Here is a 25,141-nt window from a genome sequence, read left to right as displayed (position 1 = left end):
CTCGAGAGGAGTTGAGGTTTTAGCGTGCCATCGACGTGATCAACGGCTGACGACAGGAGAGACGATGATCCTCGTGACCGGCGCGACCGGAAACATCGGCACTGCTCTGCTGAGGGACCTGCACCTTCGGGGTGCCGCACCTGTGCGAGGTCTGACGCGTGATGCGGGACGGGCCGCGTTCCCGGAGGGAATCGAAGCCGTCGAGGGCGATCTCGCGCAGCCGGGCTCACTGAAGGCCGCGCTGAAAGGGGTGCGCTCGCTGTTCCTGCTGCCGGGCATGGGTGCGGAGCAGGACGTCCTCGCGGCGGCCCGGCAGGCAGGCGTGGAGCATGTGGTGCTGGTGTCGTCGATCACGGTGCAGACCCATCCGTCCCTGCCCGCGGCCGGCGCGAACCTGGCGGTGGAGCGGTTGCTCAAGGACAGCGGCATGGCCTGGACGATCCTGCGGCCGACGCAGTTCGCCTCGAACACCCTGTGGTGGGCGCAGTCGATTCGCGAGCAGGGCGTGGTGCGGGCGCCGTATGCGGACATCGGGCTTCCGGCCATCCACCCTGCGGACATAGCGGCGGTGGCCTGCGCGGCGCTGACCGAGCCCGGCCACCGGGGGCGGACGTATGCGCTGACGGGGCCGGAGCGCATCACGGTCCGACGGCAGGTCGCCGCCATCGCCGCGGCTCTGGGGCGGGAGGTGGCCCTCGTCGAGATCTCCCGGGACGAGGCCCACCGGCAGATGGCGCCCTTCATGGGGGACGAGACGGCGGACGCGGTCCTCGACCTGATGGGTGGGGACGTCAACGACGAGCTGCTGACGGTGCGCGACACCGTCCCCCAGGTCACCGGCTCCCCGGCCAGATCGTTCCAGCAGTGGGCGTCGGAGAACCGTGCCGCCTTCCGTTGAGGACGCCTGGCCGAACCGTCCGGCGACAGCCTCGACAAGACCGGTGGAGTGGGGGGGGAGCCGTGGGCGGCCTGCCGAACACGGCTGTGGAGGGCGCGGCTCAGCGGCACAGAGCCGTTTCCAGGACACCGTCCATATGCTCCTTGGTCGTCCGGCTCGGCTGCGTGGTCACGGCGACGTTGGCGGCGCGGCCGTCCTCGGTGGCGCCGCCCCGGGTTTCGTATCCCGTCATGCTGCCGCCGTGGCCCCAGTACACACCGCCGCACGACAGCGGCGTGCTCACGATTCCCAGTCCGTAACGGGCACCGGTGGGAAAGGGGTAGCCGGCGGGGACGGTGGTGCGCATCTGGTCGAGCTCGGCCTTCGGGAGGAGGCGGCCGGCCAACAGCGCGGTGAAGAACCGGTTCAGGTCGGAGGTGGTGGACACCATCTGGCCCGCGGCCCAGGCCCAGGAAGGGTCCCATTCCGTGGCGTCTACCAGAGGCGCGCCTGCCGAGTCCTGGTGGTAGCCCTTGGGGTGGCGCTCCCGTATCGCCACCTCGCCGGGGGTGGGGAAGTACGTCTGGCGCAGGCCGATGCGCTTGATGACGCGCCGGTCGATCTCCGCGGCGAGGGGGTGGCCGGTGACCTTCTGCACGATCAGGCCGGTCACCACGTAGTTCGTGTTGCTGTAGGCCCATTTCGTGCCAGGGGCGAAGTCGGACTCGTGCTGGAGAGCGAGGTCGAGGAGTTCGCGGGGGTCGTAGTAGCGGATGCCGTCGCCGAGGTACTCGCTGTAGTTGGGAAGTCCGCTGGTGTGCTGGAGTAGTTGGCGGACGGTGATGCGGCGTCCGTCGATCCCGTCGCCGCGGACGAGGCCGGGCAGATAGGTGTCGACCGCGGCGTCCAGGCCGATCCTCCCTTCGCTGACCAGTTGCAGCACGACCACTGCGGTGAACGACTTGGTGTTGCTGCCGATGCGCACCTGACCGTCCCTGGGCACCTTCGCACCGGTGGCCAGGTCGCCGACCCCCGCGGTGTAGGTACGGGTGCGGCCCGCACGGTCTTCGACGCTCGCCAGCGCGGCGGGCATACCGTCGGTGTGCACCAGCGCGTTGAGGCCCTGTCGGACGGAGCTCGGCCTGGCGACGGCAGACGCCGTGGGCGGAGCCAGAATGCCCATCGTCATGATGCCGACGGCCACTACGGCCGCGGCCGGCACCGTTCTGCGCGGACCACTCCGCCGCCCGGACGAACGTGACTTCTGCCATGCCTGCTCACGCACGAGTCAACTCCCATGGATTCATTGGCAACCACCGGCTTGCGGGCCCAGCATCTCTGGAAGCGCCCGGGCGGGACGATCGTGCTACCCACCCAGCTCGAGGTAGGGCTGGCCCCCCGACCGGGCGGCGGAATTCCTCAGGGAGAGCAGCTCTGACGGCGTATCGGATCTGACGCCGCAGTGGATGACGCGGACAACACCGGCCGTGGCAGGCGCCACTCGCGCTGGACCTGAGGTCAACGGGCCGGTGATGAGGCCTGAATTCGTCCGGCTCGGGCAGGGCGGGTGGCGGGAATTCAGAGAGCGACCGACGGCCACTTTGCGTATACAAAGCGACCTGAATTTACGTGAATTTTCAGCAGTTTTCCGTTTGATTTCGGTTTGCATCCCGGCGTAACGTGGGAGGTGGTCCAACTGGAGAGGGCTGGACCATCGTCAGAGAGACAAGGGAGGCACACATGAGCTTCCGTAACGTACTCCCTCTCAGGCACAGGGACGACTGCGACGGTTGGGATGACGGCTACGGACGTCGCTACGGTCGCGGACGTCGCTTTGGCCGCGGACGCCGTGGACGCGGTCGTGGCCGCGGCTACGGTCGAGGAGGACGCGGATTCGGCCACGGAGGCCGTTTCTAGCGAGCTCACGGGATAACTTCGAGGCTGGTCCCCGCTTATAAGGGCTGGCCTCGTAAGTTGCCGCGAGACGCGGGCTTCGGTGACACCGAGTCCACTCCTCACATCCCGTATCGGTGTGCGATCTGATGCGGCGGCATACGACTTACGACCTTCGATGGCGAAGCAAGCATCATAGAAGCAAGAGAAGCAAGCACCTTAAGAGTCATCAGTGTCATCGCAGTCGGTGAGCCGTAACGCCGCAACAGGTGGCTATCGGTAGTGACGCTATGAGAACCCTCGTTCACTCCGTGAACCGGGGTTCTCTCCAGTGGCCATCGAATGGTCCCCTCGAATGTCATCGAGTGTCACGGTGGCCCAGGTCCTACCGAGTTGTCCACGCAATGTGTAGTCGCAGGCGCAATACAAACGCTGCGTGCGGCATCCTTGTCCACACGCAGCGCGTTTCCGGGGCCTTCCCAGCCAGGAATATTCAGTATTCTCCTCGACTTCGTGCATTGCAATACCCGCTGTGGAATGCGGTATGCCCGGTTCCACGTCGGCCCAGTAGGACGGGCCGGAGCAGCGGCGGGCCTCGGGGCTCACCTACCGTGCGGCAAGCGGTTACCCAGGGTTGCGCGCGTTGTCGGGGCGACCTGCCGCGCCCGTCGCCCGCCGCTCCGCCACTGCTCAGGCCCTCTGACTCAGGCTCCCCTCAGTACCTCGATCACGCTCGCATAGCTCGCCTGGCCGTGGCCGGCGGCCTTGGCGCGCTCCATGGTCGCCTTCAGCAGATCCGGCAGGGCGTTGTCGATGCCACGTGCCGCGGCCGCGTGGATGAGGTGGTCGATGGCCGCGATCTGTACGTCGACGGTGGCGTCGTCGCCCGGGTAGCGGCCGGCGTCCACCTGGGGCGCGTACGTCGTCAGGAAACCGGCCACGGCCGTCAGCCAGCGGACTGCCAGGGGTGTGAAGGCCGTGGCCGGGGTCTGCTCCGCGCCCACCAGGGCGGTGCCGTGCAGCCAGCCGGTCATGGTGGCCCACATCAGGCCGAGCAGGGCGGAGTCGTACAGGGAGGCCAGACCGGGGTCGGCGCCCAGGTACAGGGGGTCCCCCAGGGCCGCGAGGGTCGGCCGATGGGCTTCGAAGACGGTGTCGGAACCGCTGTAGAGGAACATCATCTCCGGGCTTCCGACGCCCGGCGGGGTCGTCATGATCGCGCCGTCGAGGTAGTCGGCGCCGTGCGACCGGGCCCATGCCGTCGCCTCGTGGGCCTGCTCCGGGGAGCCGGAGGTGAGGTTCACCAGGACCTTGCCGGCGAGGGAGTCGGCGAGGGGATCGAGGACGGTGTGCAGCGCCTCGTAGTCCAGCACACAGGTGATGATGAGCGAGCCCGCCGCCAGGGCCTCCTCGGGCGTCGCGGCCAACCGGGCGCCCCGGGTGACCAGCGGTTCGGCCTTGTGCGCCGAGCGGTTCCACACCGTGGTCGGGTGGCCGCGCTCCAGCAGCGCGCCGGCCAGCGCCGAGCCCATCTGGCCCAAACCGATGACGGTGACGGCCGGGTGAGGCGTGTTCAGGGCGTTCATGGCACAACTCCTTGTTCGCCGCCTGCGGCTGACTCCCGCGGCGGTGGTCGATCACGTACGGACCACGTTCGCAGCCGGCGGCGGTCGGAAGAAGTGACAGTGGTGACGGCCGGCACCAAATTCCTGCCATACCCTTCAGGTATGAGCGTTGGTTCCGTGGCCGTAGTGGTGCCCACCGATATCGGGGTTCCCTCCTGGGACCTCTACGAGTTGAGCATCCCGTGCACCGTCTTCGGCAAGCCGCAGCCCGACCTGGCCGACCCCTGGTACGACCTGCGGCTGTGCGGAGCGGGAGACCGGCCGCCCGCCGCGGGCGGCGGCACCGGCCTGGAGCTGCGGACCCGCTACGGGCTGGACGACCTCGTCGGCGCCGACACCGTCATCGTGCCGTCGGTGCCCGACCCCTGCGTCGAGGACGGCACACCGCTGCCGCCGGACCTGATCGACGCGCTGCGCCGCGCCTACGACGCGGGCGCCCGCATGGTCTCCCTGTGCACCGGAGCCTTCGCGCTCGCCGAAGCCGGGCTGCTCGACGGGCGCCGTGCCACCGCGCACTGGATGCACACCGCCCAACTGGCCGAGCGATACCCGAAGGTGCAGGTCGACGACTCGGTGCTGTACGTGGACGACGGCGACGTACTCACCAGCGCCGGGCTGACCGCCGGACTCGACCTCTGCCTCCATCTCGTACGCCGCGATCTGGGCGCACACGTCGCCAACCAGCTGGCGCGGCGGATGGTCGTCCCCGCACACCGGCCCGGCGGCCAGGCCCAGTTCATCGACCTGTCCGTACCCGTCACCGACGACCAGGGCCTGGGGCCCGTACTGGAATGGGCTCGCGCGCACCTGGACGAGCCGCTGACGGTCGAGGACCTGGCACGGCGGGCGGCGATGAGCCCGCGCACGTTCTACCGCCGGCTCCAGGCGGCCACCGGGACCACGCCCCTGCAGTGGCTCCTCAACCAGCGGCTGGGGCGTGCGCAGAGCCTTCTGGAAGCCACCGACCTGCCGATCGACAAGATCGGTGAGCTGAGCGGACTGGGCACGGCGAACAACCTCCGGCATCACTTCGTCAAGCAGGTGGGGGTGTCGCCGGGGGAGTACCGGCGGGCGTTCCCGAGGGCGGTGTCCGGACGGGGCCCGCGCTGAGGGACGCGACCCGTGGGGCGGCAGACGGTGCCCCGGCGCGCCCGCCGACGGCCGGCGCGCCGGTTCCGGTGCAGGTCAGCCGCCCCCAATGCGGTTGGTCGCCGTCCGCAACCACCCGGAGGTAACCTGAATCCATTGCTCCTGCTCCCCCGTGCAGGGGAGGTCCCATGACCGTTTGCGAGAGTCTGCGCCCCAGCAAGGCGGACGCGCCCCGCTACACACCCATCGCCGAGCACGGCCTGATCGGCGATATGCGCACCGCCGCGCTGGTCGGCACGAACGGCACCATCGACTGGTACTGCTGTACCCGCTTCGACGCACCCAGTGTCTTCGCGGCGATCCTGGACGCCGACCGTGGCGGGGCCTTCGAGCTCGCCCCGGACGTGCCCGCCCGGACGAAGCAGTTCTACTTCCCCGACACCAACATCCTGATCACCCGGTTCTTCGCGGACAACGGCGTCGGCGAGGTCCAGGACTTCATGCCGATCGTCGACGACTCACGTGAGGCGGACCGCCACCGGCTGATCCGCCGGGTGCTGTGCGTCCGCGGGGCGCTCCCGTTCACCGTACGGGTGGCCCCCCGCTTCGACTACGGCCGGCAGACGCACACCGTGAGCACACGGCAGGGCCAGACCGTCTTCGCCTCCCCGGACCTGTCCCTGGCGCTGACGTCCACCGTCCCCGTGCGGATCGACGGTCCGGACGCCTGGTCCTCCTTCACGCTCCAGGAAGGCGAGGCCGCGGTCTTCGCCCTCGACCGGATCGGCGGCGGGCTGGAGCCGCGGTCCTGTGCGGTGCTGGAGGCCGAGGAGCTGTTCGGCGCCACGGTGCGGTACTGGCGCGGCTGGCTGTCCCAGTCCCGCTACCGGGGACGCTGGCGGGAGATGGTGCACCGCTCCGCGCTCACCCTCAAGCTCCTGACGTACGCGCCGACCGGTGCGATCGTGGCCGCCCCCACGGCCAGCCTGCCCGAGCAGATCGGCGGAGAGCGCAACTGGGACTACCGCTACGCCTGGGTGCGCGACGCCGCATTCTGCATCTACGCACTGCTCAGACTGGGATTCACGGACGAGGCCAAGGCCTTTGTGCACTTCCTGTCCCAGAACATCTGCCTCGACACCGGCTGCTCCGACGGTCCGCTGCAGATCATGTACGGCATCGACGGCCGCAGCGAACTCCCCGAGGAAGAACTTCCCCACCTGGAAGGCCACTTGGGCTCGGCCCCGGTCCGAATCGGAAACGACGCCGTCAACCAACTCCAACTGGACATCTACGGGGCCCTGATCGACTCCCTGTATCTCTACGACAAATGGGGAGAGCCGCTGTCCAGCGACCACTGGGACACCGTCGGAAAACTGGTCGACTGGGTCTGCGACAACTGGGACCAGCCGGACGAGGGCATCTGGGAGACCCGCGGCAAGATCCAGAACTTCCTCTACTCGCAGCTGATGTGCTGGGTCGCGATCGAACGGGCGATCCGCATCGCCACCCACCGTGGCCTGCCGGCGGACATGCTCCGCTGGTCCGGGGCCCGCGACGCGATCTACCGCCGGATCATGGACCGCGGCTGGTCCACGGAGCGCAAGGCGTTCGTCCAGCACGAAGGGGACGATGTTCTCGACGCCGCCGTGCTGATGATGCCGCTGGCCAAATTCATCTCGCCCACCGACCCGAAATGGTTGTCGACCCTGGATGTATTGGGCGAGGACCTGGTCTCCGACTCCCTGGTTTACCGCTACGACCCCCGCAGCAGCCCGGACGGACTGCGCGGCGAAGAGGGCACCTTCTCGATCTGTTCCTTCTGGTACGTCGAGGCGCTCTCCCGCGCCGGCCGCGTGGACGAGGCCCGTCTCGCCTTCGAGAAGATGCTGACGTACGCCAACCACGTCGGGCTCTACGCCGAGGAGATCGGCCGCACCGGCGAACAGATCGGCAATTTCCCGCAGGCCTTCACCCACTTGGGACTCATCAGCGCGGCGTTCAACCTGGACCGGGCGCTGGGGTGAGACCGGAGGGCGAGCGCCCCCGCTGCCCTGGCACCACTGATCCGTGCCCCGCGGCCTCGGACCCTCCGCGTACGGCTGCTGGGCCGACGGATGTAGTGCCGGCCCCGGCAGTTCGTACCGCAGGAGGGTTTGCCGGGCCGTTCGTGTCCTTGCGCACCGCAGTACGGCATCAGGCCCGATGCCACGGGCACACGTAGGGCTCGGAGACCTGGCGGAGAGGATGTGCGGAGGTCGGAGCCCATGACGGCAACGGTGAGGGTGAGGTATCAGCACGCGGGGGAGCGGGGGTCGGCCTGGCGGCCTTGGCGGAGGGCGCTGCTCGGGGGAGCGGTGATGGCGGGTGCGCTGGGGACCGGGAACGCGGTGGGGGAGGCGGGTGTCCGGGCGCTCGACCTCGGGGGGTATGCGGCCCGGTTGCTGCCCGCCGTCGTCGTGAGCGCGCTGGCCGTGCCCGCCATCCTGGCGTTACGGGCCGGGCGGCCGACGCGGTCTCGGCCGCTGGGGCTGGGTGCGCCGTCCACGGTGGCGGCGGGCCTCGCCCGCGGCATCCTCGTCACGGGATGGTGTGCGGCCCTGGTGCTCGCGGGCGGCACCGCGGCCGGATGGGTCACGTGGTCCGGGCTGGAGCCTGCCGCCCTCGCCTCGTTCCTGATGGGCAATGCCCTGGTGGCCGTGCTGCTGGAGGCGTTGCCGGAGGAGCTGACGCTGCGCGGTCAAGCCTGGGCCTCGTTGCGCGAACGCTTCGGCGGGGCGGTCTCGGCCCTGGGGACGACGACGGTTTTCCTGCTGGTACCGGCCGCGTCCACCATGGTGCAGGCCGGGGTGGCACACACGCTGGGGGTGAGCGCTCCGCCCGTCGGACTCGCGCCCGGCGGGCAGGACCCTCTCGCGTACCTGGTGCTGCTCACGGTCTTCGGCCTCACGCTGGTGGCCGCGCGGACGGCACCGGGGCGGGCGCCGCTGGGGGCGGCGATCGGCGCCCACCTCGCCCTGCTCAGCGTCAACCGGGTGGTGTTCGAGGGGGACCAGCGCTCTGCGGGCTGGTCGGCGAGCGTCGCTCCGGACCACGCCGCGGCCTTGGAACTGGCCTGTCTGCTGGCCACGGCGGCGGCTTTCCTCGGGACGCGGCTGCTGACCTTCCGCCGGGGCGTACGGGCACGGCGTCCGGTCGACGCGCGCGGGTGGGGTACGCGGCAGGACCGGCGTCCGGCCCGCTCGCCGAGGGCGGAAGCGGCCCGGGTGAGCACCGCGAACCAGATCGCCAGGCCAGGCGGGGGGCGGTGAGCAGTGCGGTGGGCCCGACGGGGGTCTGGCGGCTCGTCCCCGCGCTGCCGCGGACCTGCGCGGGGACGAGCCGGCTTACCGGGTGCGGCTATCTGCGACTACTGGTGAAGCTCCCGAAGCCGCGGGGCTTTACAGCGGCCGTGCCCACAGGTCCCACTGGAGGCCCGAGCCGTCGCAGAAGGGGTCGGCCCACTTGCCGCTGCTGACCAGGTCGGTGCCGGCCGCCTGGCATCCGCTGAGGGTCCAGAACTTCTTGCCGGTCCACACCGTTCCGGGAGGACCGTCCATCGGCTTGGCCTGGTGCTGTGCGGAGGCGGTGCTCGGCGCGGCGGCCTCGGTGCCGGTGGTGGCGTGGGCCTGGGCGGCGCCGCCCAGGCTGACGACCGTGAGTGCGGCGGCAGCGAGTGCGGTGGTCAGAGTTCGCTTGTTACGCACGTGATGTCCTTTCCCCGTAGTGACGTTGCTTGTCTTGCGGGCCCGTCGCTCCGTACACGGATACGGGGGCCGCGACGTATGACAGCACGTCATGTGATCTGGATCACACGTGTGATCCTGAGGGGCGTTCGGCCAGGACCTCATCGATGACGTGGTGCGCGATCGCCGCCATCGCCGGGTTCGTCTCCTGGTAGTAGCCACACTCCATGAGGGCGATGGACAGTGCCCAGCCGCGCCCCCGCGCCCAGGTCGCCTCGTCGACGTCCAGCCCGGCCCGGAAGGCGCCGCGCGCGCCGGCGGGCAGCACGTACCACGCCGCGATGAGGTCGACCGCGGGGTCTCCCACGCCCAGACACCCGAAGTCGATGACGGCGCTGAGCCGTTCACGCGCCACCAGCAGATTCCCGGGCTGCAGATCGGCATGGATCCAGACGGGCGGGCCGGGCCACGCGGGCGCCTCCAGGGCCGTGTCCCAGACCGAGCCCGCGGCATCGGCATCGATGGTTCCGCTCAGTTCCTCGATCGCGGCGCGGGTCGCGGCGTCCCGCACCGCCAAGGGTTCACTGCGGTACGAAGGGGGCCCGTCCGCCGGGGCGATGCGGTGCAGCGCGGCGACGAACTCCGCCAGATCCCCTGCCAGCCGGCCGGGATCGGCGATCCGGCCGACGACCGGGGTCTCGCCGTCGAGCCAGCGGTAGACGGACCAGGGGAAGGGGTAGCCCTCAGCGGGCGTTCCCCTGCCCAGCGGCTCGGGGACGGCGACCGGAAGCGGCGGGGCGAGCCGGGGCAGCCACCGGTGCTCCTTCGCCACGTCGTCGGCGGCTCCGGCGATGCGGGGGAGCCGTACGACCAGGTCCTCGCCGAGCCGGTACATCGCGTTGGACGTACCGGCGGAGTCGACCAGCGTGACGGGGAGGTCCGCCCACTGCGGAAACTGCGCGGCGAGCAGCCGCCGTACGAGGGAGTGGTCGATGTCCACCTCGTCGGCGTGCATTCTGCGTGTGCTCATCACTGCCTTCCGTGCGCTCGCGCCTCTGGCGCCCACCCTGGTCGGTCCTCCCGGCCCCTGCACGGCACTAGCCGGCGGAGTCGACCAAGGTCTCGAAGCCTGAGCTGTCGCAGTAGGAGACCGCACGTTCCTCGGCCCCGGTGTCACCGCCGACCGCGTTGGCGGTGTCGTCGTGGATATGACCGCCGTCGAGTTCAAGGCCTTCCTGGTCGAGCCTGTTCGACGCCTCGATCACCGCACGCCCGGCTGATGCGGTGTTGTCGAACTCGGGCGACCGGCCGTTCCCTTCGTCGCCGGCATCGGCGTCTGCCGCGTTCGTCGCCTTGGCCCGCCTGGCGTCCTGCCACGACCCCAGCTTGGTGCAGTAATCCCGTTGCCACTCCTTGGCCTGCGCCGGGTCGCCGGACGAACAACTGCTCATCAGGACAGCCGCAACGACAGCAGTCGCTGCTCGTCTGACGGCTCGTGTCATCCCACCGCTGTGTTGCATGGACATGCCCTCCCCGAAATCTGTCGACACAGAGTACGGATCACGAGGGCCTCCTGGGTATCGGTACAGACTTCGCAGTCCACACCGGAACCAGAAGGCCCTCGTCTCATTCAAGGAGCGCTCCCGGCAGGTCGCCTGTCGCCAACGTGCCGGGACAATCCACCTAGGGGGCTACCCGCCAGCTCAGCGAACCGGCCAGCAGTTTGCGCAGTGCCGGGTCACGGACCGCCTTCGTGCGGTCGGTCGCGCGGGCGGTGACGGTGTGGCGCCGGCCGTCCGCGGGGACGCCGAGCGTCCGCGGCACGACCGAGGTCTTGCCGCGCGCGTCCTTGCGCTCGCGGCCGTCGACGTACCACTTGACCTGTGCCGAGGAGGGCACGGAGACCCGGATGCGGTCCCCGCGGTGCAGCGCGCGGTCGGTGGCCACCGGGCTGCTGAGCGCGCTCGCGTAGCGGTAGAAGCCCGCGATCATCGCCTCGCGGCCGGGGAGGTTGAACTCGCGGCCGAGCGTCCGCATGATCGAGTTCTCCGTGGGCCGGTTGAGGCCGTACTGGTAGTAGCCGCCGCCCTCGTACGCACCGACCTGACCGCCGTCCGGCGACTCCTGGCCGAGCCAGCGGTACCACTTCTGCTGCTGGGAGCCCATCTCGTCGGCGGACAGCTTGGTGAGGTTGACCTCGGTGGGCTCGGGGCCCGTATAGGTGCCGGACTGGCCGTAGTCGTACTCGTCGGCGAGCTTGCCGAGCGAGTGGCCGGTCTCGTGCACGGCGATCTGGTCGGACTGGTCGTTGTCGGAGGAGGCGGTGGCGATGCCGTCGTAGCCGACCTGTGAGGAGACGTCGTTGTAGCCCGCGCCGCCGTACTTGGTGGAGTTCGAGAGGACGACGACGAGGTCGGCGGCCGGAGCCTTGGAGGCGTACGACTCGACCTTGCCGGTGTCGACGCAGAGCAGACGCTCGATGTCGTCGCAGTAGAAGGCGGAGTCGAGCGCGGTGTCGCGGACCACGTCCTTCGTGGGGTCGCCGGAGACGCCGGACTCGTTGGAGACCGCGTCGACCGCCCAGACGTTGAACAGGCCGGTGTACGAGGCGTAGGGCTCCACGGCGGTCATCTTGGCCCACTTGGCGCGGACGTCGGCGTGGAAGTCCTCCTGCTGGTCGGCGGTGTAGCCGTCACCGACGAAGGCCACGTCGAGCTTCTTGTCGACCGGGCCGTTCTGCACGATCGTCGTGACATCGCTGTCGCCCGCGGCGATGGCGGCCTTGTCGGAAGCGGAGAGCGGCTTGGAGACCGGGACGGTGGCCTCACGGGGGTGGGAGCCCGAACCGGTGAAGTACTCGACCTTCTGGGTGCGTTGGGCGTGCGGGGCCGAGGTGGCCCCCTGCGCGGTGGCCGCGACGGCCGTCGTGGCGGCCAGCGCCGCGACGGCCAGTCCGGCGGAGACCGCGGTGCGCACGGAGATGCCGACGGATATGCGTCTGATCATGGGGGGTTTCCTTCCGAAGCCCGCCGTAGGGAAGGCGGGTTGAGACGGATTGAGCGCGCTCAACGTAAGGGCTGCGGAAGGTAACGGGCAACGGAAGGGGATCAAGTGTCCAGATGGAGGGATGAGTTCGGGACGGCGGCGGGCGGTCTTCCGCACCCGCCACCGTCCCGATGCGGCTCAGACCTCGATGACGAGCTTGCCGCGCACATGGCCCGCCTCGCTCAGCTCCTGGGCCTTCGCGGCGTCGGCGAGCGGGAAGGTCTCGGCGACCGGCACGGTCAGCCGCCCCGCGACCGCGAGGCGGGCCTGCGCGGCCAGGCCCGCCACGACCTGCTCCGACGGTGTGCCGCCCGCGGAGAACGGCACGCCGTGATCGGCGGCGTGCGGATCGGCGATGGTGACGATGCGGTCCGTGGTCCCACCGCGCAGTGTGATGGAGACCGGCAGCGCGTCATGGCCGGCCGCGTCGAAGACCGCGTCCACGCCCTGCGGAGCGGCCGCCCGGACCCGGTCGGCCAGGCCCTCTCCGTACGCCACCGGCACGGCGCCCAGCGCGCGCAGGAAGTCGTGGTTGACCGGCGACGCGGTACCGATCACCGTGGCGCCCAGGGCCACCGCGAGTTGGACGGCGACCTGGCCGACCGCCCCCGCCGCGCCGTGCAGCAGCAGCGTCTCGCCCGCCGCCAGTCCCAGCAGGTCCAGTACGCGCTGCGCGGTCTCACCGGCGACGGGCAGCGTCGCCGCGGCCGCGAAGGAGAGCTCGGCCGGCTTGGGCGCGATGTCTCCCGCGATGGCGTACTCCGCGTACGCACCGGTCCTGGTCCAGCCGAAGACCTCGTCGCCGACGGCCAGTCCGTCCGCCGGCCTGAGATCGGTGGTGCCCCCGTCCTCGGCGCCGATCGCGTCGACGACCCCGGCGAACTCCAGGCCGGGCACGGCGGGGAACGTCGTCGGGTAGTACTGCTCCATCCACCCGTAACGCCGCTTGTAGTCGAGCGGGTTGACGCCGATCGCCACCACCTTGACCCGTACTTCACCCGGGCCGGGCTCCGGCTTGTCGGTCTGCCCGAACGTGAGCACGTCCGAGCCGCCGAACTCGTTGTAGATGATCGCCTTCATGTGGAAACTCCCCGCTGGATGCACTGGATACGGCCTATGCGTCGCATATGTGGCGTGTGCTGCAGATGCCGCATATCCCGCATGTGCCGGATCGGTTGACGGCTTCAGCCTCGTCGGCGGGGAGGGGCCGGCCGCCGGTCATCAGGACAGTCCGGCCTGGTCGAAAGGCCAGCGGTCGTCCCGGCGCCGCTGGTTACGCTGGAGTACATGGAGATGACCGGATCCGGATCCGTACCCGCCCTGACCGCCGCCTACGAGGTGATCCGCCAACCGCTGGGCGAGATCCTGCCGCGACTGTCCACTCTCCTGGCCGAACTGGTCCCGCACCGGGCGGCGGCCGAACTCTCCACGCACTGTGCGCACTCACCGTTCAAGACCTACGGCGATGCGGAGATCATCGGCCGGCTCTCCACCGCCGACCTGGCTCCGCTGCTCGCCACGGGCACCCCGGGCCGCCCGTGGCAGGGCACCCTCCCCCTCGCCGGCGCCGAGCGCCCCGTGCTCGCGGTGACGAGCCATGCGACGCCTCGGGGCGCCGTCCTGCTGCTCGTACGGGATGCGGACGGCGGAGGAGAAGGTGACGGCGGGGACGAGCGCGCGCTGCCGGCGGTCGACGAGCGTGCCGCCGCGCTCATACAGGCACTGTGGGACGTGGTGACCAGCCACTTCGACCGGCTGGCGGCCGAGGCCGTGCCCGGGGCGCTGGCCCGCTCACGGACCGCCGCCGGGACACGGGCCCAGGTGATCGCGGAGCTGGGCGAGGCGTACTCGGCCGCGCTCACCGGGCTGCTGGGCGTGCTGCGCAGCCGCACCCTCGACGATGCGGCGGCCCGTGCCACCGCCACGGATCTGGCGGTCTCGGCCCTGGTGGAGCTGCGGGCGGAGGCGGAACGCGACCAGGAGATCGCCGAGGAGCCGGCCGGGCAGGCCTTCGCCCGGCTCGCCGAGTCGCTCCGGCCGCTCGTGCGCTACAGCCCCGTCCGGCTGGAGCTGGGCGCGCCCGACTCCCGGCGGACGGTGGCCGCCGACGTGGCGCACACGGCGCGGGTGATCGTGCGGGCCGTGCTGCTGACGGTCCTGGAGCAGGAGACCGTGACCCGTGTCCATGTCGGCTGGCAGCTCACCGATGCCGAACTGCGCGCGACCGTACGCGACGACGGGCCCGGCACCCTGACCTCCGACGGGCTGGCGACGGGCCGGGTCACCGACCGCCTCGACGTGCTGAACGGGCGGCTGGACGTCGATGCCGTACCCGGCTGGGGGACCACGGTGTCGGCGACGATCCCGCTACGGGTGTCCCAGGATCCGGCCCCCGACCCGCTGATCGCGCTGGGCGAACGGGAACTGGAGGTGCTGGCCCGGCTCGCGCTCGGCCACCGCAACCGGGCGATCGCCCAGGAGCTGCACATCAGCGAGTCGACGGTGAAGTTCCATGTCGCGAAGATCCTGACCAAGCTGGGTGTCGGGTCCCGCGGCGAGGCGGCGGCGCTCTTCCACGCGGTGGCGTAGCACCGTTCGCCCCCGCGCGTGGTGGAGCAGGACCGTCGTTCCTCCTCGCCGTGGTATGAACCGTCGGACGACCGGGGGCAGCGGATCAGGTCAGGCGAGGTGCTTGCCGTTGTCCACGTGCCGGGCCCGGGGCACGCCGCTGAACCGTGCGGACTGCCCGCCCGGCGCCGTACGCATCGTCCGCTCCGCGCCAGCCCGTTGCTCGTCGGCCTCGGTCACCGGTGTCACATCGGTCCAGTAGATGTCGAGCATCGTCCGCAGCGACGTCGGCTCGCTCGCCGGCCCTATCGGCACCGTGATCTGGTCCAGGGCGCGCCACAGTTCGTAGTCGGCCTGCTCGGCGATGCCGCCGGCCCTGGCGTGCGCGGCCTGGTGCTTGTGCACGGCGAGGGCGAGGTCGCGCAGGCGGTCCCGGTGGTTCTGGGCGACCTGGTGGTTCAGGGAACGGTTGAGGTCCTTCTTCGCCTTGTTGATCTCCGACAGGGCGTTCTGCACCGTCCGGCTGAAGTTCGCCGCGCGGTGCCGCCAGGCGTCGTACTCCCGCTTCGAGGCGAACCACTCCTCCTTGCCGGCCTGCCCGCGGGCGAAGCACGCCAGCCGGAACTGCTCGCGCTCCTCCCGCCGTTTGCGCAGCACCGACGAGTTGCGTTGGAAGAGCGTGTTGAGGGCGCCGCGGGTGCGGTCGATGAGGGCGGGGTCGATCAGCACCGCCCAGACGTCCGGGTCACGCGCCGGGGGATGGGCGTGGTCGAGGACCAGTTGTTCGTAGTCGGAGTCGTCGAGTCGGGCCAGGCGCTGTGCGTCCATCAGTCGGCCTCCAAGCCGGTGGTGGGCTGCTCCTTCCATGGTGAGGGCTGGGTGTGACAGTCGGGCAGGGCGCACGGGGCTCGGGGCGAATGCGCCCCTGGCATGGGCCGGGTACACATCGAGGTGAACGGAGGCGGTCGGACGTGCGTATCCCTTGATAGCCGTGCCCCTGCAGGGCACCGGTCCACGATGCGAGGAGGGCTCATGACCGACCCTGGTTTCCCATCGATCCAGGCACTGCCGGACGGCGACGCCGAGGTGTCCTTGGTGGTGCGTCTGACGTGGGAGGACGTCGCCGCGCTGGGCCAGGACGCGGCCCGCCTCGCGGCCCGGGTGAAGCGCCCGGTGACCCTGGACGAGGCCGCCAGCCATCGGCTGCGGATCCGGCCGCCGGCGCCCCAGCCCAAGACGGTGCCGCAGGAGCAGCGGGCGCAGCCGGCCGTCGCCGGGACGACCGTGTCGACGCTGCCGGCCCGCTCCCCGCAGGAACAGGCCCGGCAGGCGATCGAGAAGATCAACGGCACCGCCGTCGGGCATGAGACCGCGTAGTCCGGCCGTGCGCCGGCTCAGCAGTGCTCGTCGGTGTAGCCGTCGGCGCCGGCCGGCTGGACATCGCGATCGCGCAGGGTGATGGACAGGCTCTCGCCCCAGGAGCGGCAGGCGGCGTCGAAGTCTTTCTTCCGGTACTCGACGACGAAGATCCTGTTGTCGTAGGCGTCCGCGAAATCGCTGCATTCCTTGTAGCGGGTGCATTCCTCGACGACGGCGAAGTCGAAGCCGATGCGCTCGCGCCGGGGCAGCAGATCGGTGGTGTTCTTCTGGGCGATGGCCAGCTGCCGCTGATGCGCGCGGCGCGCGAGGAGTTCGGCGAAGGCGGCCGCATGGCGGGCGGTGAGCTTGTTCCCGGAGCGCTCGTAGGAATCGAGGTTGTCGGGTTCCACGGCGTCATATCCGGCCTTCGCGCAGCCGTCGATCCAAGGGCCGACGATGTCCATCAGCGCCTCGCGTTTGGCGGCGGTGGAGATGTCGAGCAGCGGCTCGTCCCAGTCCTGGTCGATGACGGGCTCTCCGTCCTCGTCGCGCAGCAGGAGTTCGGGGTGGCGGGCCTGCCAGGTGTCGACCGCGTCGGGCTGGGCCTGGAAGGCATTGACGTAGCAGATGTTGTAGAGACCGGGAACGGGCTCGGCGGTGCGGTCGCGGGCGACGGCCCGTACCGGGCGGGGCGGTGCATAGGCGCCGCCGAGCTGATAGTCGAACACGGCGTTCGCGGTCGGCGGCCGTACGGAGCCGGTGTCCTGCTGGGGGCGGGCGGCGGAGCACGCCGTGCCGAGAGCCAGGGCCAGGACAGCGGCGCCCATGGCGAAGGGGCGGAGCGGGGGCATGGCCGGAGCCTACGCGTGGGCGGCGGGGACCTCGCCGTCCGGGTGACCCCCGCGCCGCGAGGATTCCTCCGCTCGACTACTCGGCCCTTTTCCGCTCACGCGATCGCATGGCGTCGGACCCGCAGCGGCGAGGCTCATCGGGTCTTTTACATACGACGTTCATACTGCCACCGGACACCGACACTTCTGATCCAGCGGAAATGACGGCTTTCATTTCCTTGAACCGGGCGGGTGGCGAGAGGACGGGAATGCCCGAGGAGTTTTCGGAACGGCGCCGGGCGACGGCTTGGCTGCACGGCCCTGACGGACGATTCGAGGAACACAGCGAAGCGGACGACCTCGGGCCCGGACATCCCGCGCTGCGCGACAGCCGGCTCTACCGCAGGGTGAGCGGAGTGGACCGGCACGCCAGGGAAGTGAGCAAGGAGGAACTCGCCGCCCTGGGGGACCCCATGGCCACTGTGTTCTTCCAGCGGAACACCTTCCCCATGGCCGTGGAGGAACTCCTGGAAGGACTTCCCCGCGTCGCGGATCAGCCCAAGGTCTACCTGGTCAGCGAGTCGGGAACGATCCCACCCGCCGACGCACCGCACCTGCGGAGGGACATCCGCTTCGCCCTCACCTACGCCGTACGGGGCAACGAGGCCGACCTGCTGATCAGCACCGGCGCCAACAGCGATCCCAGGACCACATTCCTCCAGGTCGCCGCCTGGGACGAGTCGAACCAGGTCTTCAACTACTACATGCGGGTCACCCCCGCCTGGGTGTGGACCGGCAACTCCTGGGACGCGCTGGCCGCCGCCTCCCGCGGCAGCGGCTGCTTCGACAGCCACGTCAACGGCAGCGTCGTGATGAAGGAACTGAAGCAACCCTGGATCAACTGGCAGTCCCAGTCCGCCGCCATCCAACTCGACGCGGACGACCCCCTGCGGGCCAACCCCCTGTACCAGCGGGTGATCGGCGCGGAGAACCTGGAATCGACGGTCCGCTCCCAGATCGACCGCTGGACGCGGGCCAGGCTGCGCGCGGTCACCGCCGGCGGCACCGTGGAGAACCCCGACCACCTCCTGCGCCAGCTGTTCACCACGACGGCGGTCAACCTCACCAGCACCGCCACCCAGAGCGCCGCCGTCGGCGACGGCGGTGACGATCCGCTGCCGCTGCCGATGGGCTTCTGGCTGAACAACGACGCGCTGCTCGACGACCTCGGGATCGAGGTGGACGCCACCGTCCCGGCCACCACCGCCACCCGCTACGCCGACAGCCTCGACACCTTCGGCTTCCGGCTGGAGGAGAAGGCCAGCGGCTTCAGCCGGCCCGGAGACACCTTCTTCGCCTTCGTGGTGCCCGAAGCCGCCCTGGAGGACAACAGCGTCGTACGGGCGATGTGCGAACAGGGACTGATCTCACCGAAGTTCGCCGCCTGCGCGCTGATGGTCGACTTCCCCAACCCCGTCTTCAGCGCCCACCGCGCCCGGCTGATGCGGTACGTGCCCACCGAGGCCACCGCCGTCGAGGGACTCGGCGACCGGATCGCCCAGCGGATCGTGGCGGCCGCCGGCCAGCTGACCGCCTACAGCCCCGAAGCCCAGTTCGCGGCGAACTGGAGCCGCCCGGACGCCACTTGGCGCGAGGACTTCTCCCGGCGGCTCACCGACTACCTGGCGAAGGTCCAGCAACGGATCACCACACAAGAAGGCTTCGACGACTACGTCCTGCTGGCCGAGTCGCGCCGCAGGCAGTTCAAGGCCCTCAAGCTCCACGAGTTCGAGCTGACCCTGCCCACCACCGACATCCCCGCCACCGCCCCGACGCTGCGGATGCGCGAGGACGCCACCGTGACCGACCAGCCCTGAAGGCGCCGCCACCGCGACCGTACAGATGCGAGGAGCACCACCATGACCACCATCAGCAGCTATGGACCACCCGGGGGACTGACCGACCTCGGCGAATTCGGCCGCAAGGCGTGGGACGTCTTCGTCTCGGACAACATCGACGCCGCCATCCAGGGCCCCGACCCCGGCGAGGTGCTCCACGACAGCCCCCGGTCGCAGTTCTACAACCTCACCAAGACCGACACCGCCGCCGACGCCCGGACCGCCACCGTCAGCTGGACGGCCTTCCCCCGCATCCTCAAGATCAGCTCGACCTCCGACACACAGCGCTGGAAGAAGGCCGAGGCCAGCCGCAAGGCCCAGGACGAGTACTGCGAGTGGAGCGTCACCCGCCGCGACGGCAAGATCACCAAGGCCGCCTTCACCTGCGAGAGCCCCGAGTACTGGGACGTCCTCGCGAAGACCAGCCCGGAGACCGTACTGCGCCTCTACCGCCGGCACATCAGCCCCGACGTGCAGGAGAGCGACCTCTTCGTCAACGGCGAGTACGACCGGGCCAACAAGTGGAACAGCACCACGACGAACGGTGCGATGCACCTCATCCAGAAGAACAACACCCTCGCCGCGGAGATCGAACTGGCCGCCGCGGGCACCATCCGCCGGGTCATCGACGGAACGGAGCTGACCGCCGAACAGGAGCTCATCAAGTGCAGCGCCTACGGCCAGGCCGAGCGCAACAGCGACCCCCACATCGGCGCGTCGGTCAACGCGCTCGCCCGCCAGAAGGCCTCCATCAGCCTCGCCGACCCCGTAGGCCTCTACTTCGACGGCCTGTCCACCGAGGGCTGGGCCACCCCCGACGGCTCCGACCCGCAGAGCTACTGGACCTATGAGCGCGGCGAGGCGGACCACCGCGTACGCGCCGTCTACGAGGTCCCCGCCGGCAAGGACTTCACCGTCGGCGACATCACCATCAACGGCCGGCCCATCCAGTACGGCGCCCAGATCGCCGACTTCATCACCATCAAGCTCATGGCCGTCGCCTGCCGCTTCGGCCAGAGCACCACCGAGCCGCAGACCGCCTGCAAACAGGAGGCCGCCACCGAACTCGCCCGCCCGGAGGAGGCCTTCGTCGCCAGCGCGTTCTCGGCGTACGGATACCTCGGCACCGCACCCGGGCGGGCCCTGCGGCCCACCCGGAACGCCTGACGGCGCCGCGGTCACCGCTCGATGCGGGGCCTCAGCTCCGGCGCCAGGGCCATGGTCAGGGCCCGGAAGATCTTCACCTCCGGATCGGCGTCGTCCGCCCGCACGGCGAGATAGCTGCTCTCCCAGGGGGCGTCCAGCACCGGCACGAACGCCGCCCCCGGCCACGCGTAGTAGCGGGCGAAGGACTTCAGCCCCGAGCCGGCCGCGCGGCCGGTGATCACGCCGGTCAGCACCTCGTGGGGCGTCAGCGCACAGTCCGGGCTGCGGCGCTGCGCCTCATGAGCGAAGTACAGGTAGTCGGTGAACGGGGCCGGTGTGTGACCCGGCACCCGGACGAACGGCAGGTCGACGATGTCCGCCACGCGCACCCCCTCCTCACGGGCGTCCGCGATCGCCGACGCCTCCGGCACCGCGACGATGCGCTGCTCCGTGGTGAGCATGTCCGCGACGACCCGCTCGTCGTCCGGTGCCGGCCGCACGAACGCGACATCCACCCGGTCCTCGGTGAGCGCGGTGACGTGTTCGGTGAAGTTCAGCTGCCGCAGCTCGACGGGGACGCCGGGGCGGGCCCGCCGGTAGGCGTTGATCGCGGCCGGAGTCAGCTCCGCCGAACCATGGCCCATGATGCCGATCCGCAGCGGGCGGGTGACCTCGTCCTGGGGGGCGCGTATGACCTCGGCGATGTCGTCCAGTGCGGCGTTCGCGGCGGCCAGCAGGGTACGCGCGTGCCCGGCCAGCCGCGCTCCGGCCCGGGTGGGGGAGACCGGGTTGCGGTGCAGCAGCCGCGTGCCGAGCTCGCTCTCGAGCTGCCGCACATGCTGGGTGACCGCGGGAGGGGAGAGGAACAGCCGCGCGGCCGCCCGTTTGAAATGTCCTTCCTCGACCACCGCCAGGAAGGACGACAGCAAGCGAAGGTCCATGTCAGCCACCCTAAAGGGACAGGTGGGCGGCGCCCGCACGGGCGTTCACGATTCGTGAACGCGGGCCGCGCCGACGGACCGGCGCTGGTGAGACTGAGCGCCATGAGCAGCACAGTCGATCCTCCGGCGCGCCCCGAGCCGTTCGCCGCCGACCGCACCGCCGACCCCGCCCCCGTGCCACCACCGCGCCGCTACGGGCGACGCGTCGCCTGCACGATGCTGGCCTCCGGTTGGAGCGCCAACCAGTTCTCCGCCCTGCTGGGCGCCTACCGCACCGAGGCGGGCCTGTCGCAGTCCGCGGTGACCGGCCTGTTCGCGGTGTACGTCATCGGTCTGATCCCCGGGCTGCTGACCGGTGGCCCGCTGGCCGACCGGTGCGGCCGCCGCCCCGTCGCGCTCCTCGCCCTGGGCGTCAACCTGATGTCGACCTTCCTGCTCATGGCGGGCTCGGCCGCCACCTGGTGCCTGCTGCCGGGCCGCTTCCTCACCGGCCTCGGCGCGGGCGCGCTGCTGGCCGCCGGCAGCGCATGGGTCAAGGAGCTGTCCTCACCGCCGTACGACCCGACCGCCGCGCCGGGCACGGCCGCCAAGCGGTCCGGGATGTTCGTCTCCGCGGGCTTCGCCTCGGGAGGGCTGATCGCCTCACTGATCGCCCAGTGGGCGCCGTACCCGATGCTCACCGCGTATCTGCCGCACCTCGTCCTGGCCGTCGGGGCGGGCGCGGCCGCATGGGGCGCGCCGGAGTCCCGGCCGGTGCGGCCCCGGCCGGCCGAGGGCACCGGCCCCGCCCCCGCCGCACCGGAGGCCTTCCCCCGGGCGCGGTTCTGGCGGGCCGTGCTGCCGGTCGCCCCCTGGGTGTTCGCGGCCCCGACGATCGGCTTCGTGACCCTGCCAAGCCTGGTCGACGGCGGTGTGACGGGGTGGCAGACCGTCTACGCCGGCGTCGCCACCGCCGTCGTCCCCGGTGCCGGGCTGGCCGTCCAGCCACTGGCCCGGCGCCTCGCCACCCGACACCGGCTGGCCAACGGGATCGCCGGCCTCCTGGTCATCGCGGCCGGGCTCGCCTGCGCCGCACCCGCCGCGGCCACCGAGCAGCCATGGCTCGCACTGGCCGCCGCCGCGATCCTCGGCGCCGGCTACGGGCTGACCCTGAGCTTCGGCCTCACCGAGGTCGCCGCCCTCGCCCCGCGGGCACATCTGGCCCGCCTGACCTCCCTGTTCTGGACGCTGGCCTACACCGGCATGTTCACTCCGTACGCCCTCGCCGCACTGTCCTCCGCCGCGCTCGGGGTGCCGGCGCTCCTCGGGGCGGGCGCGCTGCTGGCGGTGCTGGTCTGCGCGGTGTTCGGGATGCTGAACCGCGACGGCCGCTGAGGCCCGCAGACGGCGCCCGCGCGGGAGACGAGGAGCGTCAGCGGTCCCTCGCGGGCGCCACATGCTTGACGTACGCGGCGTCGAGGTCGCGTACGTCCACGGAGGCGTGCACCGTCACGGCATCCGCCGATGCGGTGTGGCGCCGCACCAGGTCCAGGACCGCCTGGCCCAGCGCGGACTTGTCCTGGGTGCTGCGGCCCGGCAGGATCGCGAACTCCACGTGGATCAGGGCGTGTCCGGGCTCGTCGTGGGCGATGACGGCCTCCTCGACGCGGCGGAAACGCGTCTTGCAGCTCTCGACGGTGATGCCGTCGACCGTCTTTGCGGCCAGCGTGTGCAGTTCGCGGGCGAAGCCACGGCGATCGAAGGACTCCTGCAGTGCTTCGTCGTAGTCGACGAGTATGTGCGGCATGCTCTCGTTCTCCTTCCAACTGGTGGACACCGACAGGTGTATGTGGGGGGACACTAACGGACCGCCCAGCCCCGGCTTCTGAGTACTTCGGTGAGCGGGTGGGCGACGGCGCGCGGGGCCCGTCACCGTCGTCGGAGCCGCCGACGAGACCCGGCACCCCGACAAGCCCCGACCGCGCCCGTACGTGAGCCGCCCGGCTGCCCTCGTCTGAGCCGTCCGACCGCGCTCACCTGAGCCGTTCGGTGACCAACAGCACACATACTGATCAGTAGCGTCACCGTCCCGCGGGCCTAAAGTGAGGCCGGATGGCGCCGCCGGACACCCGGCGGTGGCCCCGCACCCCTCGATCCGACCAGGGAGACTGCATGCGCTCTCCGAAGGACTTCTTCCGCCCGCTGGCCGTCGGCGCGCCGACACCCGTGCGTGAAGTACCTTTCCGGCCGTCCCGGATGATCCACTTCTTCGACCCGGGCAACGAGAAGATGGCGGCCAAGGTGCCGGCCATCGCCCCCACCGTGGACGTACTGCTCGGCAATCTGGAGGACGCCGTCGCAGCCGACCGCAAGGAGGCGGCCCGGTCGGGCCTGGTGGAGATCGCCAAGAAAACGGAGTTCGGCGAGACGCAGCTGTGGACCCGGATCAACAGCCTGGACTCGCCGTGGGCACTGGACGACCTGCTGACGCTGGTCACCGAGATCGGTGACAAGCTGGATGTGATCATGGTGCCGAAGGTGGAGGGCGCCGAGGACATCCACTACGTCGACCGGCTGCTCGCGCAGCTGGAGGCGAAGGCGCGGATCCAGCGGCCGATCCTGGTACACGCCATCCTGGAGACCGCCACCGGCGTCGCCAACGTGGAGGAGATCGCCGGAGCCAGCCCCCGGATGCAGGGCATCTCGCTCGGCCCCGCCGACCTGGCCGCCAGCCGCCGGATGAAGACCACCCGCGTCGGCGGCGGACACCCCGGTTACCTGGTCCGGGAGGACCCGCACGGCCAGGACGACACCGCGCCGCGGGCCACCTTCCAGCAGGACCTGTGGCACTACACCCTCGCGCGCATGGTCGACGCCTGCGCGGCGCACGGCATCCTCCCGTACTACGGGCCGTTCGGCGACATCAAGGACACCACCGCCTGCGAGGACCAGTTCCGCAACGCCTTCCTGCTCGGCTGCGTCGGAGCCTGGAGCCTGCACCCGGTGCAGATCGCGATCGCCAAGAAGGTCTTCTCGCCCGCGCCCGCCGATGTCGCCTGGGCCCGCAGGGTCATCGAGGCGATGGGCGACGGCACCGGCGCGGTGATGATCGACGGCAAGATGCAGGACGACGCCACGTACAAGCAGTGCCAGGTGGTCGCCCAGCTGGCGGACACCCTCGCCGCCCGCGACCCCGAGCTGCGCGACGCCTACGCGGCGGCCGACACCCGGCAGAACAAGGAGTAAGTCCCATGTCCGACGCGACCCTGCGGCCGCGCCGCTCCGTGCTCTACATGCCGGGCGCCAACGAACGCGCCCTGGAGAAGGCCAAGTCCATCCCCGCCGACGCCCTCATCCTCGACCTGGAGGACGCCGTCGCCCCCGACGCCAAGGCCGACGCCCGCAAGCGGGTCGCCGCCGCGGCGGCCTCGGGCGAGTACGGCTACCGCGAGGTGACGATCCGGGTCAACGCGCCGGGCACCGCCTGGCACGCCGACGACCTGCGGGCCGCCGCCGAGGCCGGCCCGGACGCGGTCGTGGTGCCCAAGGTGGACTCCGCCGACACCGTGCGGGAGGTCGAGCGCGCGCTCGAAGCGGCCGGCGCCCCGGACCGCACCGCCATCTGGGCGATGGTCGAAACGCCCCGTGCGATGCTCGACGCCCGCGCGGTGGCCGCCGCCAGCGAGCGGCTCACCGTACTGGTGATGGGCACCAACGACCTGGCCAAGGAGCTCCACGCCGAACACGTCCCCGGCCGCGCCCCGCTGCTGACCGGACTGTCGCTGGCGCTGCTGGGTGCCCGCGACGCCGGCAAGGTGATCCTCGACGGCGTCTACAACGACGTGAAGGACGCCGCGGGGTTCGAGGCCGAATGCGTACAGGGGCGACAGTTCGGCTTCGACGGCAAGACGCTCATCCACCCCTCGCAGGTCGAGCCGTGCAACCGGGTGTTCGCCCCGTCCGCCGACCAGATCGACCGCGCACGGAAGATCATCGACGCGTTCGACGAAGCCACCCGTGAGGGACGCGGAGTCGCCACCGTCGACGGGCGGCTGATCGAGAATCTGCACGTCGAGGACGCCCGCCGGATCCTCGCGCTCGCCGCGGCGGTCGCCGGGCGATGAGTTCCCGGGCCTGACGAGCCTTCCGGGCTCGAGGTGTGCGGC

General features: G+C 70.7%; 22 protein-coding genes. 11 read left to right on the top strand and 11 right to left on the bottom strand.

What is annotated here, in order from left to right; translation table 11 throughout:
- Positions 1-64 precede the first annotated feature (64 nt).
- Positions 65-898, top strand: coding sequence for an NAD(P)H-binding protein (locus ACFWZH_RS16020; protein WP_384430311.1), 834 nt, complete (start codon positions 65-67; stop codon positions 896-898).
- A gap of 100 nt (positions 899-998) precedes the next feature.
- Here ACFWZH_RS16020 and ACFWZH_RS16015 read toward each other — a convergent pair whose 3' ends face one another.
- Positions 999-2,162, bottom strand: coding sequence for a serine hydrolase domain-containing protein (locus ACFWZH_RS16015; RefSeq protein ID WP_384430308.1), 1,164 nt, complete (start codon positions 2,160-2,162; stop codon positions 999-1,001).
- Between the two features lie 1,312 nt (positions 2,163-3,474).
- A complete protein-coding gene (locus tag ACFWZH_RS16010; protein ID WP_384430306.1) occupies positions 3,475-4,356 on the bottom strand; it encodes an NAD(P)-dependent oxidoreductase in 882 nt (293 codons plus the stop codon).
- A 141-nt stretch (positions 4,357-4,497) separates the two neighbouring features.
- On the opposite strand from ACFWZH_RS16010, the gene ACFWZH_RS16005 reads away from it, so the two are divergent.
- From ACFWZH_RS16005 to ACFWZH_RS15995, 3 genes are all read left to right on the top strand, one after another.
- Complete coding sequence (locus ACFWZH_RS16005; RefSeq protein WP_384430303.1) at positions 4,498-5,505, top strand: GlxA family transcriptional regulator; 1,008 nt, start codon at positions 4,498-4,500, stop codon at positions 5,503-5,505.
- Positions 5,506-5,672: 167 nt separating this feature from the next.
- On the top strand, positions 5,673-7,511 hold the full coding sequence (locus tag ACFWZH_RS16000) for a glycoside hydrolase family 15 protein (protein ID WP_384430300.1): 1,839 nt from the start codon (positions 5,673-5,675) through the stop codon (positions 7,509-7,511).
- Positions 7,512-7,844: 333 nt separating this feature from the next.
- Positions 7,845-8,795, top strand: a complete 951-nt coding sequence (locus ACFWZH_RS15995; protein WP_384430297.1) for a type II CAAX prenyl endopeptidase Rce1 family protein — start codon at positions 7,845-7,847, stop codon at positions 8,793-8,795.
- Between the two features lie 129 nt (positions 8,796-8,924).
- Here ACFWZH_RS15995 and ACFWZH_RS15990 read toward each other — a convergent pair whose 3' ends face one another.
- The 5 genes from ACFWZH_RS15990 to ACFWZH_RS15970 form a co-directional block, all read right to left on the bottom strand.
- The gene (locus ACFWZH_RS15990; RefSeq protein ID WP_384430294.1) at positions 8,925-9,230 is read right to left on the bottom strand and encodes a hypothetical protein; all 306 of its coding nucleotides are present in this window, start codon (positions 9,228-9,230) and stop codon (positions 8,925-8,927) included.
- 103 nt (positions 9,231-9,333) lie between these two features.
- Positions 9,334-10,239: an aminoglycoside phosphotransferase family protein gene (locus tag ACFWZH_RS15985; RefSeq protein WP_384430291.1), complete on the bottom strand. Its 906-nt coding sequence runs from the start codon at positions 10,237-10,239 to the stop codon at positions 9,334-9,336.
- Between the two features lie 67 nt (positions 10,240-10,306).
- Positions 10,307-10,660, bottom strand: a complete 354-nt coding sequence (locus ACFWZH_RS15980) for a hypothetical protein (protein ID WP_384430288.1) — start codon at positions 10,658-10,660, stop codon at positions 10,307-10,309.
- A gap of 232 nt (positions 10,661-10,892) precedes the next feature.
- A complete protein-coding gene (locus ACFWZH_RS15975) occupies positions 10,893-12,215 on the bottom strand; it encodes a M64 family metallopeptidase (protein ID WP_384430286.1) in 1,323 nt (440 codons plus the stop codon).
- Between the two features lie 177 nt (positions 12,216-12,392).
- Positions 12,393-13,334, bottom strand: a complete 942-nt coding sequence (locus ACFWZH_RS15970; RefSeq protein ID WP_384430284.1) for an NADP-dependent oxidoreductase — start codon at positions 13,332-13,334, stop codon at positions 12,393-12,395.
- 207 nt (positions 13,335-13,541) lie between these two features.
- On the opposite strand from ACFWZH_RS15970, the gene ACFWZH_RS15965 reads away from it, so the two are divergent.
- A complete protein-coding gene (locus tag ACFWZH_RS15965; protein ID WP_384430281.1) occupies positions 13,542-14,843 on the top strand; it encodes a LuxR C-terminal-related transcriptional regulator in 1,302 nt (433 codons plus the stop codon).
- A 90-nt stretch (positions 14,844-14,933) separates the two neighbouring features.
- On the opposite strand, the gene ACFWZH_RS15960 is transcribed toward ACFWZH_RS15965, so the two are convergent.
- Positions 14,934-15,650, bottom strand: a complete 717-nt coding sequence (locus ACFWZH_RS15960; protein ID WP_384430278.1) for a hypothetical protein — start codon at positions 15,648-15,650, stop codon at positions 14,934-14,936.
- A 204-nt stretch (positions 15,651-15,854) separates the two neighbouring features.
- Here ACFWZH_RS15960 and ACFWZH_RS15955 point away from each other — a divergent pair, with 204 nt between their 5' ends.
- Positions 15,855-16,199, top strand: coding sequence for a hypothetical protein (locus ACFWZH_RS15955; protein WP_384430275.1), 345 nt, complete (start codon positions 15,855-15,857; stop codon positions 16,197-16,199).
- A 17-nt stretch (positions 16,200-16,216) separates the two neighbouring features.
- Here the strand turns inward: ACFWZH_RS15955 and ACFWZH_RS15950 are convergent, their stop codons facing one another.
- Positions 16,217-17,032 carry an endo alpha-1,4 polygalactosaminidase gene (locus ACFWZH_RS15950; protein ID WP_384430273.1) on the bottom strand — a complete coding sequence of 272 codons (816 nt, stop codon included), beginning with the start codon at positions 17,030-17,032 and terminating at the stop codon, positions 16,217-16,219.
- A gap of 248 nt (positions 17,033-17,280) precedes the next feature.
- On the opposite strand from ACFWZH_RS15950, the gene ACFWZH_RS15945 reads away from it, so the two are divergent.
- Together ACFWZH_RS15945 and ACFWZH_RS15940 are read left to right on the top strand one after the other, a co-directional pair.
- Positions 17,281-18,888: a hypothetical protein gene (locus ACFWZH_RS15945; RefSeq protein WP_384430270.1), complete on the top strand. Its 1,608-nt coding sequence runs from the start codon at positions 17,281-17,283 to the stop codon at positions 18,886-18,888.
- A 42-nt stretch (positions 18,889-18,930) separates the two neighbouring features.
- The gene (locus tag ACFWZH_RS15940; RefSeq protein WP_384430267.1) at positions 18,931-20,076 is read left to right on the top strand and encodes a hypothetical protein; all 1,146 of its coding nucleotides are present in this window, start codon (positions 18,931-18,933) and stop codon (positions 20,074-20,076) included.
- Between the two features lie 11 nt (positions 20,077-20,087).
- Here the strand turns inward: ACFWZH_RS15940 and ACFWZH_RS15935 are convergent, their stop codons facing one another.
- The gene (locus tag ACFWZH_RS15935) at positions 20,088-20,996 is read right to left on the bottom strand and encodes a LysR family transcriptional regulator (protein ID WP_384430264.1); all 909 of its coding nucleotides are present in this window, start codon (positions 20,994-20,996) and stop codon (positions 20,088-20,090) included.
- Positions 20,997-21,098: 102 nt separating this feature from the next.
- Here ACFWZH_RS15935 and ACFWZH_RS15930 point away from each other — a divergent pair, with 102 nt between their 5' ends.
- The gene (locus tag ACFWZH_RS15930; RefSeq protein WP_384430261.1) at positions 21,099-22,370 is read left to right on the top strand and encodes an MFS transporter; all 1,272 of its coding nucleotides are present in this window, start codon (positions 21,099-21,101) and stop codon (positions 22,368-22,370) included.
- A 37-nt stretch (positions 22,371-22,407) separates the two neighbouring features.
- Here the strand turns inward: ACFWZH_RS15930 and ACFWZH_RS15925 are convergent, their stop codons facing one another.
- Complete coding sequence (locus ACFWZH_RS15925; protein WP_384430258.1) at positions 22,408-22,782, bottom strand: 5-carboxymethyl-2-hydroxymuconate Delta-isomerase; 375 nt, start codon at positions 22,780-22,782, stop codon at positions 22,408-22,410.
- A 365-nt stretch (positions 22,783-23,147) separates the two neighbouring features.
- Between ACFWZH_RS15925 and ACFWZH_RS15920 the strand changes: the two genes are divergently transcribed.
- Both ACFWZH_RS15920 and ACFWZH_RS15915 read left to right on the top strand, forming a co-directional pair.
- Positions 23,148-24,221: an HpcH/HpaI aldolase/citrate lyase family protein gene (locus ACFWZH_RS15920; RefSeq protein WP_384430256.1), complete on the top strand. Its 1,074-nt coding sequence runs from the start codon at positions 23,148-23,150 to the stop codon at positions 24,219-24,221.
- A 5-nt stretch (positions 24,222-24,226) separates the two neighbouring features.
- Positions 24,227-25,099 (top strand): HpcH/HpaI aldolase/citrate lyase family protein, encoded by an 873-nt coding sequence (locus ACFWZH_RS15915; RefSeq protein WP_384430253.1) that lies wholly within the window; start codon positions 24,227-24,229, stop codon positions 25,097-25,099.
- The last annotated feature ends 42 nt before the right edge of the window (positions 25,100-25,141 follow it).

Origin of the sequence: Streptomyces sp. NPDC059008, assembly GCF_042749045.1 — a bacterium.
Lineage (GTDB): Bacteria > Actinomycetota > Actinomycetes > Streptomycetales > Streptomycetaceae > Streptomyces.
Note: the sequence above shows the minus strand (reverse complement) of the source record. Positions and strands in the feature narration are given on the sequence as shown.

What these genes read in the sequence shown, in the direction of transcription:
- ACFWZH_RS16020 (WP_384430311.1), top strand. Translation starts at nt 65, where the DNA reads ATGATCCTCGTGACCGGCGCGACCGGAAACATCGGCACTGCTCTGCTG.
- ACFWZH_RS16010 (WP_384430306.1), bottom strand. Translation starts at nt 4,356, where the DNA reads ATGAACGCCCTGAACACGCCTCACCCGGCCGTCACCGTCATCGGTTTG.
- ACFWZH_RS16005 (WP_384430303.1), top strand. Translation starts at nt 4,498, where the DNA reads ATGAGCGTTGGTTCCGTGGCCGTAGTGGTGCCCACCGATATCGGGGTT.
- ACFWZH_RS16000 (WP_384430300.1), top strand. Translation starts at nt 5,673, where the DNA reads ATGACCGTTTGCGAGAGTCTGCGCCCCAGCAAGGCGGACGCGCCCCGC.
- ACFWZH_RS15995 (WP_384430297.1), top strand. Translation starts at nt 7,845, where the DNA reads ATGGCGGGTGCGCTGGGGACCGGGAACGCGGTGGGGGAGGCGGGTGTC.
- ACFWZH_RS15985 (WP_384430291.1), bottom strand. Translation starts at nt 10,239, where the DNA reads ATGAGCACACGCAGAATGCACGCCGACGAGGTGGACATCGACCACTCC.
- ACFWZH_RS15980 (WP_384430288.1), bottom strand. Translation starts at nt 10,660, where the DNA reads ATGAGCAGTTGTTCGTCCGGCGACCCGGCGCAGGCCAAGGAGTGGCAA.
- ACFWZH_RS15975 (WP_384430286.1), bottom strand. Translation starts at nt 12,215, where the DNA reads ATGATCAGACGCATATCCGTCGGCATCTCCGTGCGCACCGCGGTCTCC.
- ACFWZH_RS15970 (WP_384430284.1), bottom strand. Translation starts at nt 13,334, where the DNA reads ATGAAGGCGATCATCTACAACGAGTTCGGCGGCTCGGACGTGCTCACG.
- ACFWZH_RS15965 (WP_384430281.1), top strand. Translation starts at nt 13,542, where the DNA reads ATGGAGATGACCGGATCCGGATCCGTACCCGCCCTGACCGCCGCCTAC.
- ACFWZH_RS15960 (WP_384430278.1), bottom strand. Translation starts at nt 15,650, where the DNA reads ATGGACGCACAGCGCCTGGCCCGACTCGACGACTCCGACTACGAACAA.
- ACFWZH_RS15955 (WP_384430275.1), top strand. Translation starts at nt 15,855, where the DNA reads ATGACCGACCCTGGTTTCCCATCGATCCAGGCACTGCCGGACGGCGAC.
- ACFWZH_RS15950 (WP_384430273.1), bottom strand. Translation starts at nt 17,032, where the DNA reads ATGCCCCCGCTCCGCCCCTTCGCCATGGGCGCCGCTGTCCTGGCCCTG.
- ACFWZH_RS15945 (WP_384430270.1), top strand. Translation starts at nt 17,281, where the DNA reads ATGCCCGAGGAGTTTTCGGAACGGCGCCGGGCGACGGCTTGGCTGCAC.
- ACFWZH_RS15940 (WP_384430267.1), top strand. Translation starts at nt 18,931, where the DNA reads ATGACCACCATCAGCAGCTATGGACCACCCGGGGGACTGACCGACCTC.
- ACFWZH_RS15935 (WP_384430264.1), bottom strand. Translation starts at nt 20,996, where the DNA reads ATGGACCTTCGCTTGCTGTCGTCCTTCCTGGCGGTGGTCGAGGAAGGA.
- ACFWZH_RS15930 (WP_384430261.1), top strand. Translation starts at nt 21,099, where the DNA reads ATGAGCAGCACAGTCGATCCTCCGGCGCGCCCCGAGCCGTTCGCCGCC.
- ACFWZH_RS15925 (WP_384430258.1), bottom strand. Translation starts at nt 22,782, where the DNA reads ATGCCGCACATACTCGTCGACTACGACGAAGCACTGCAGGAGTCCTTC.
- ACFWZH_RS15920 (WP_384430256.1), top strand. Translation starts at nt 23,148, where the DNA reads ATGCGCTCTCCGAAGGACTTCTTCCGCCCGCTGGCCGTCGGCGCGCCG.
- ACFWZH_RS15915 (WP_384430253.1), top strand. Translation starts at nt 24,227, where the DNA reads ATGTCCGACGCGACCCTGCGGCCGCGCCGCTCCGTGCTCTACATGCCG.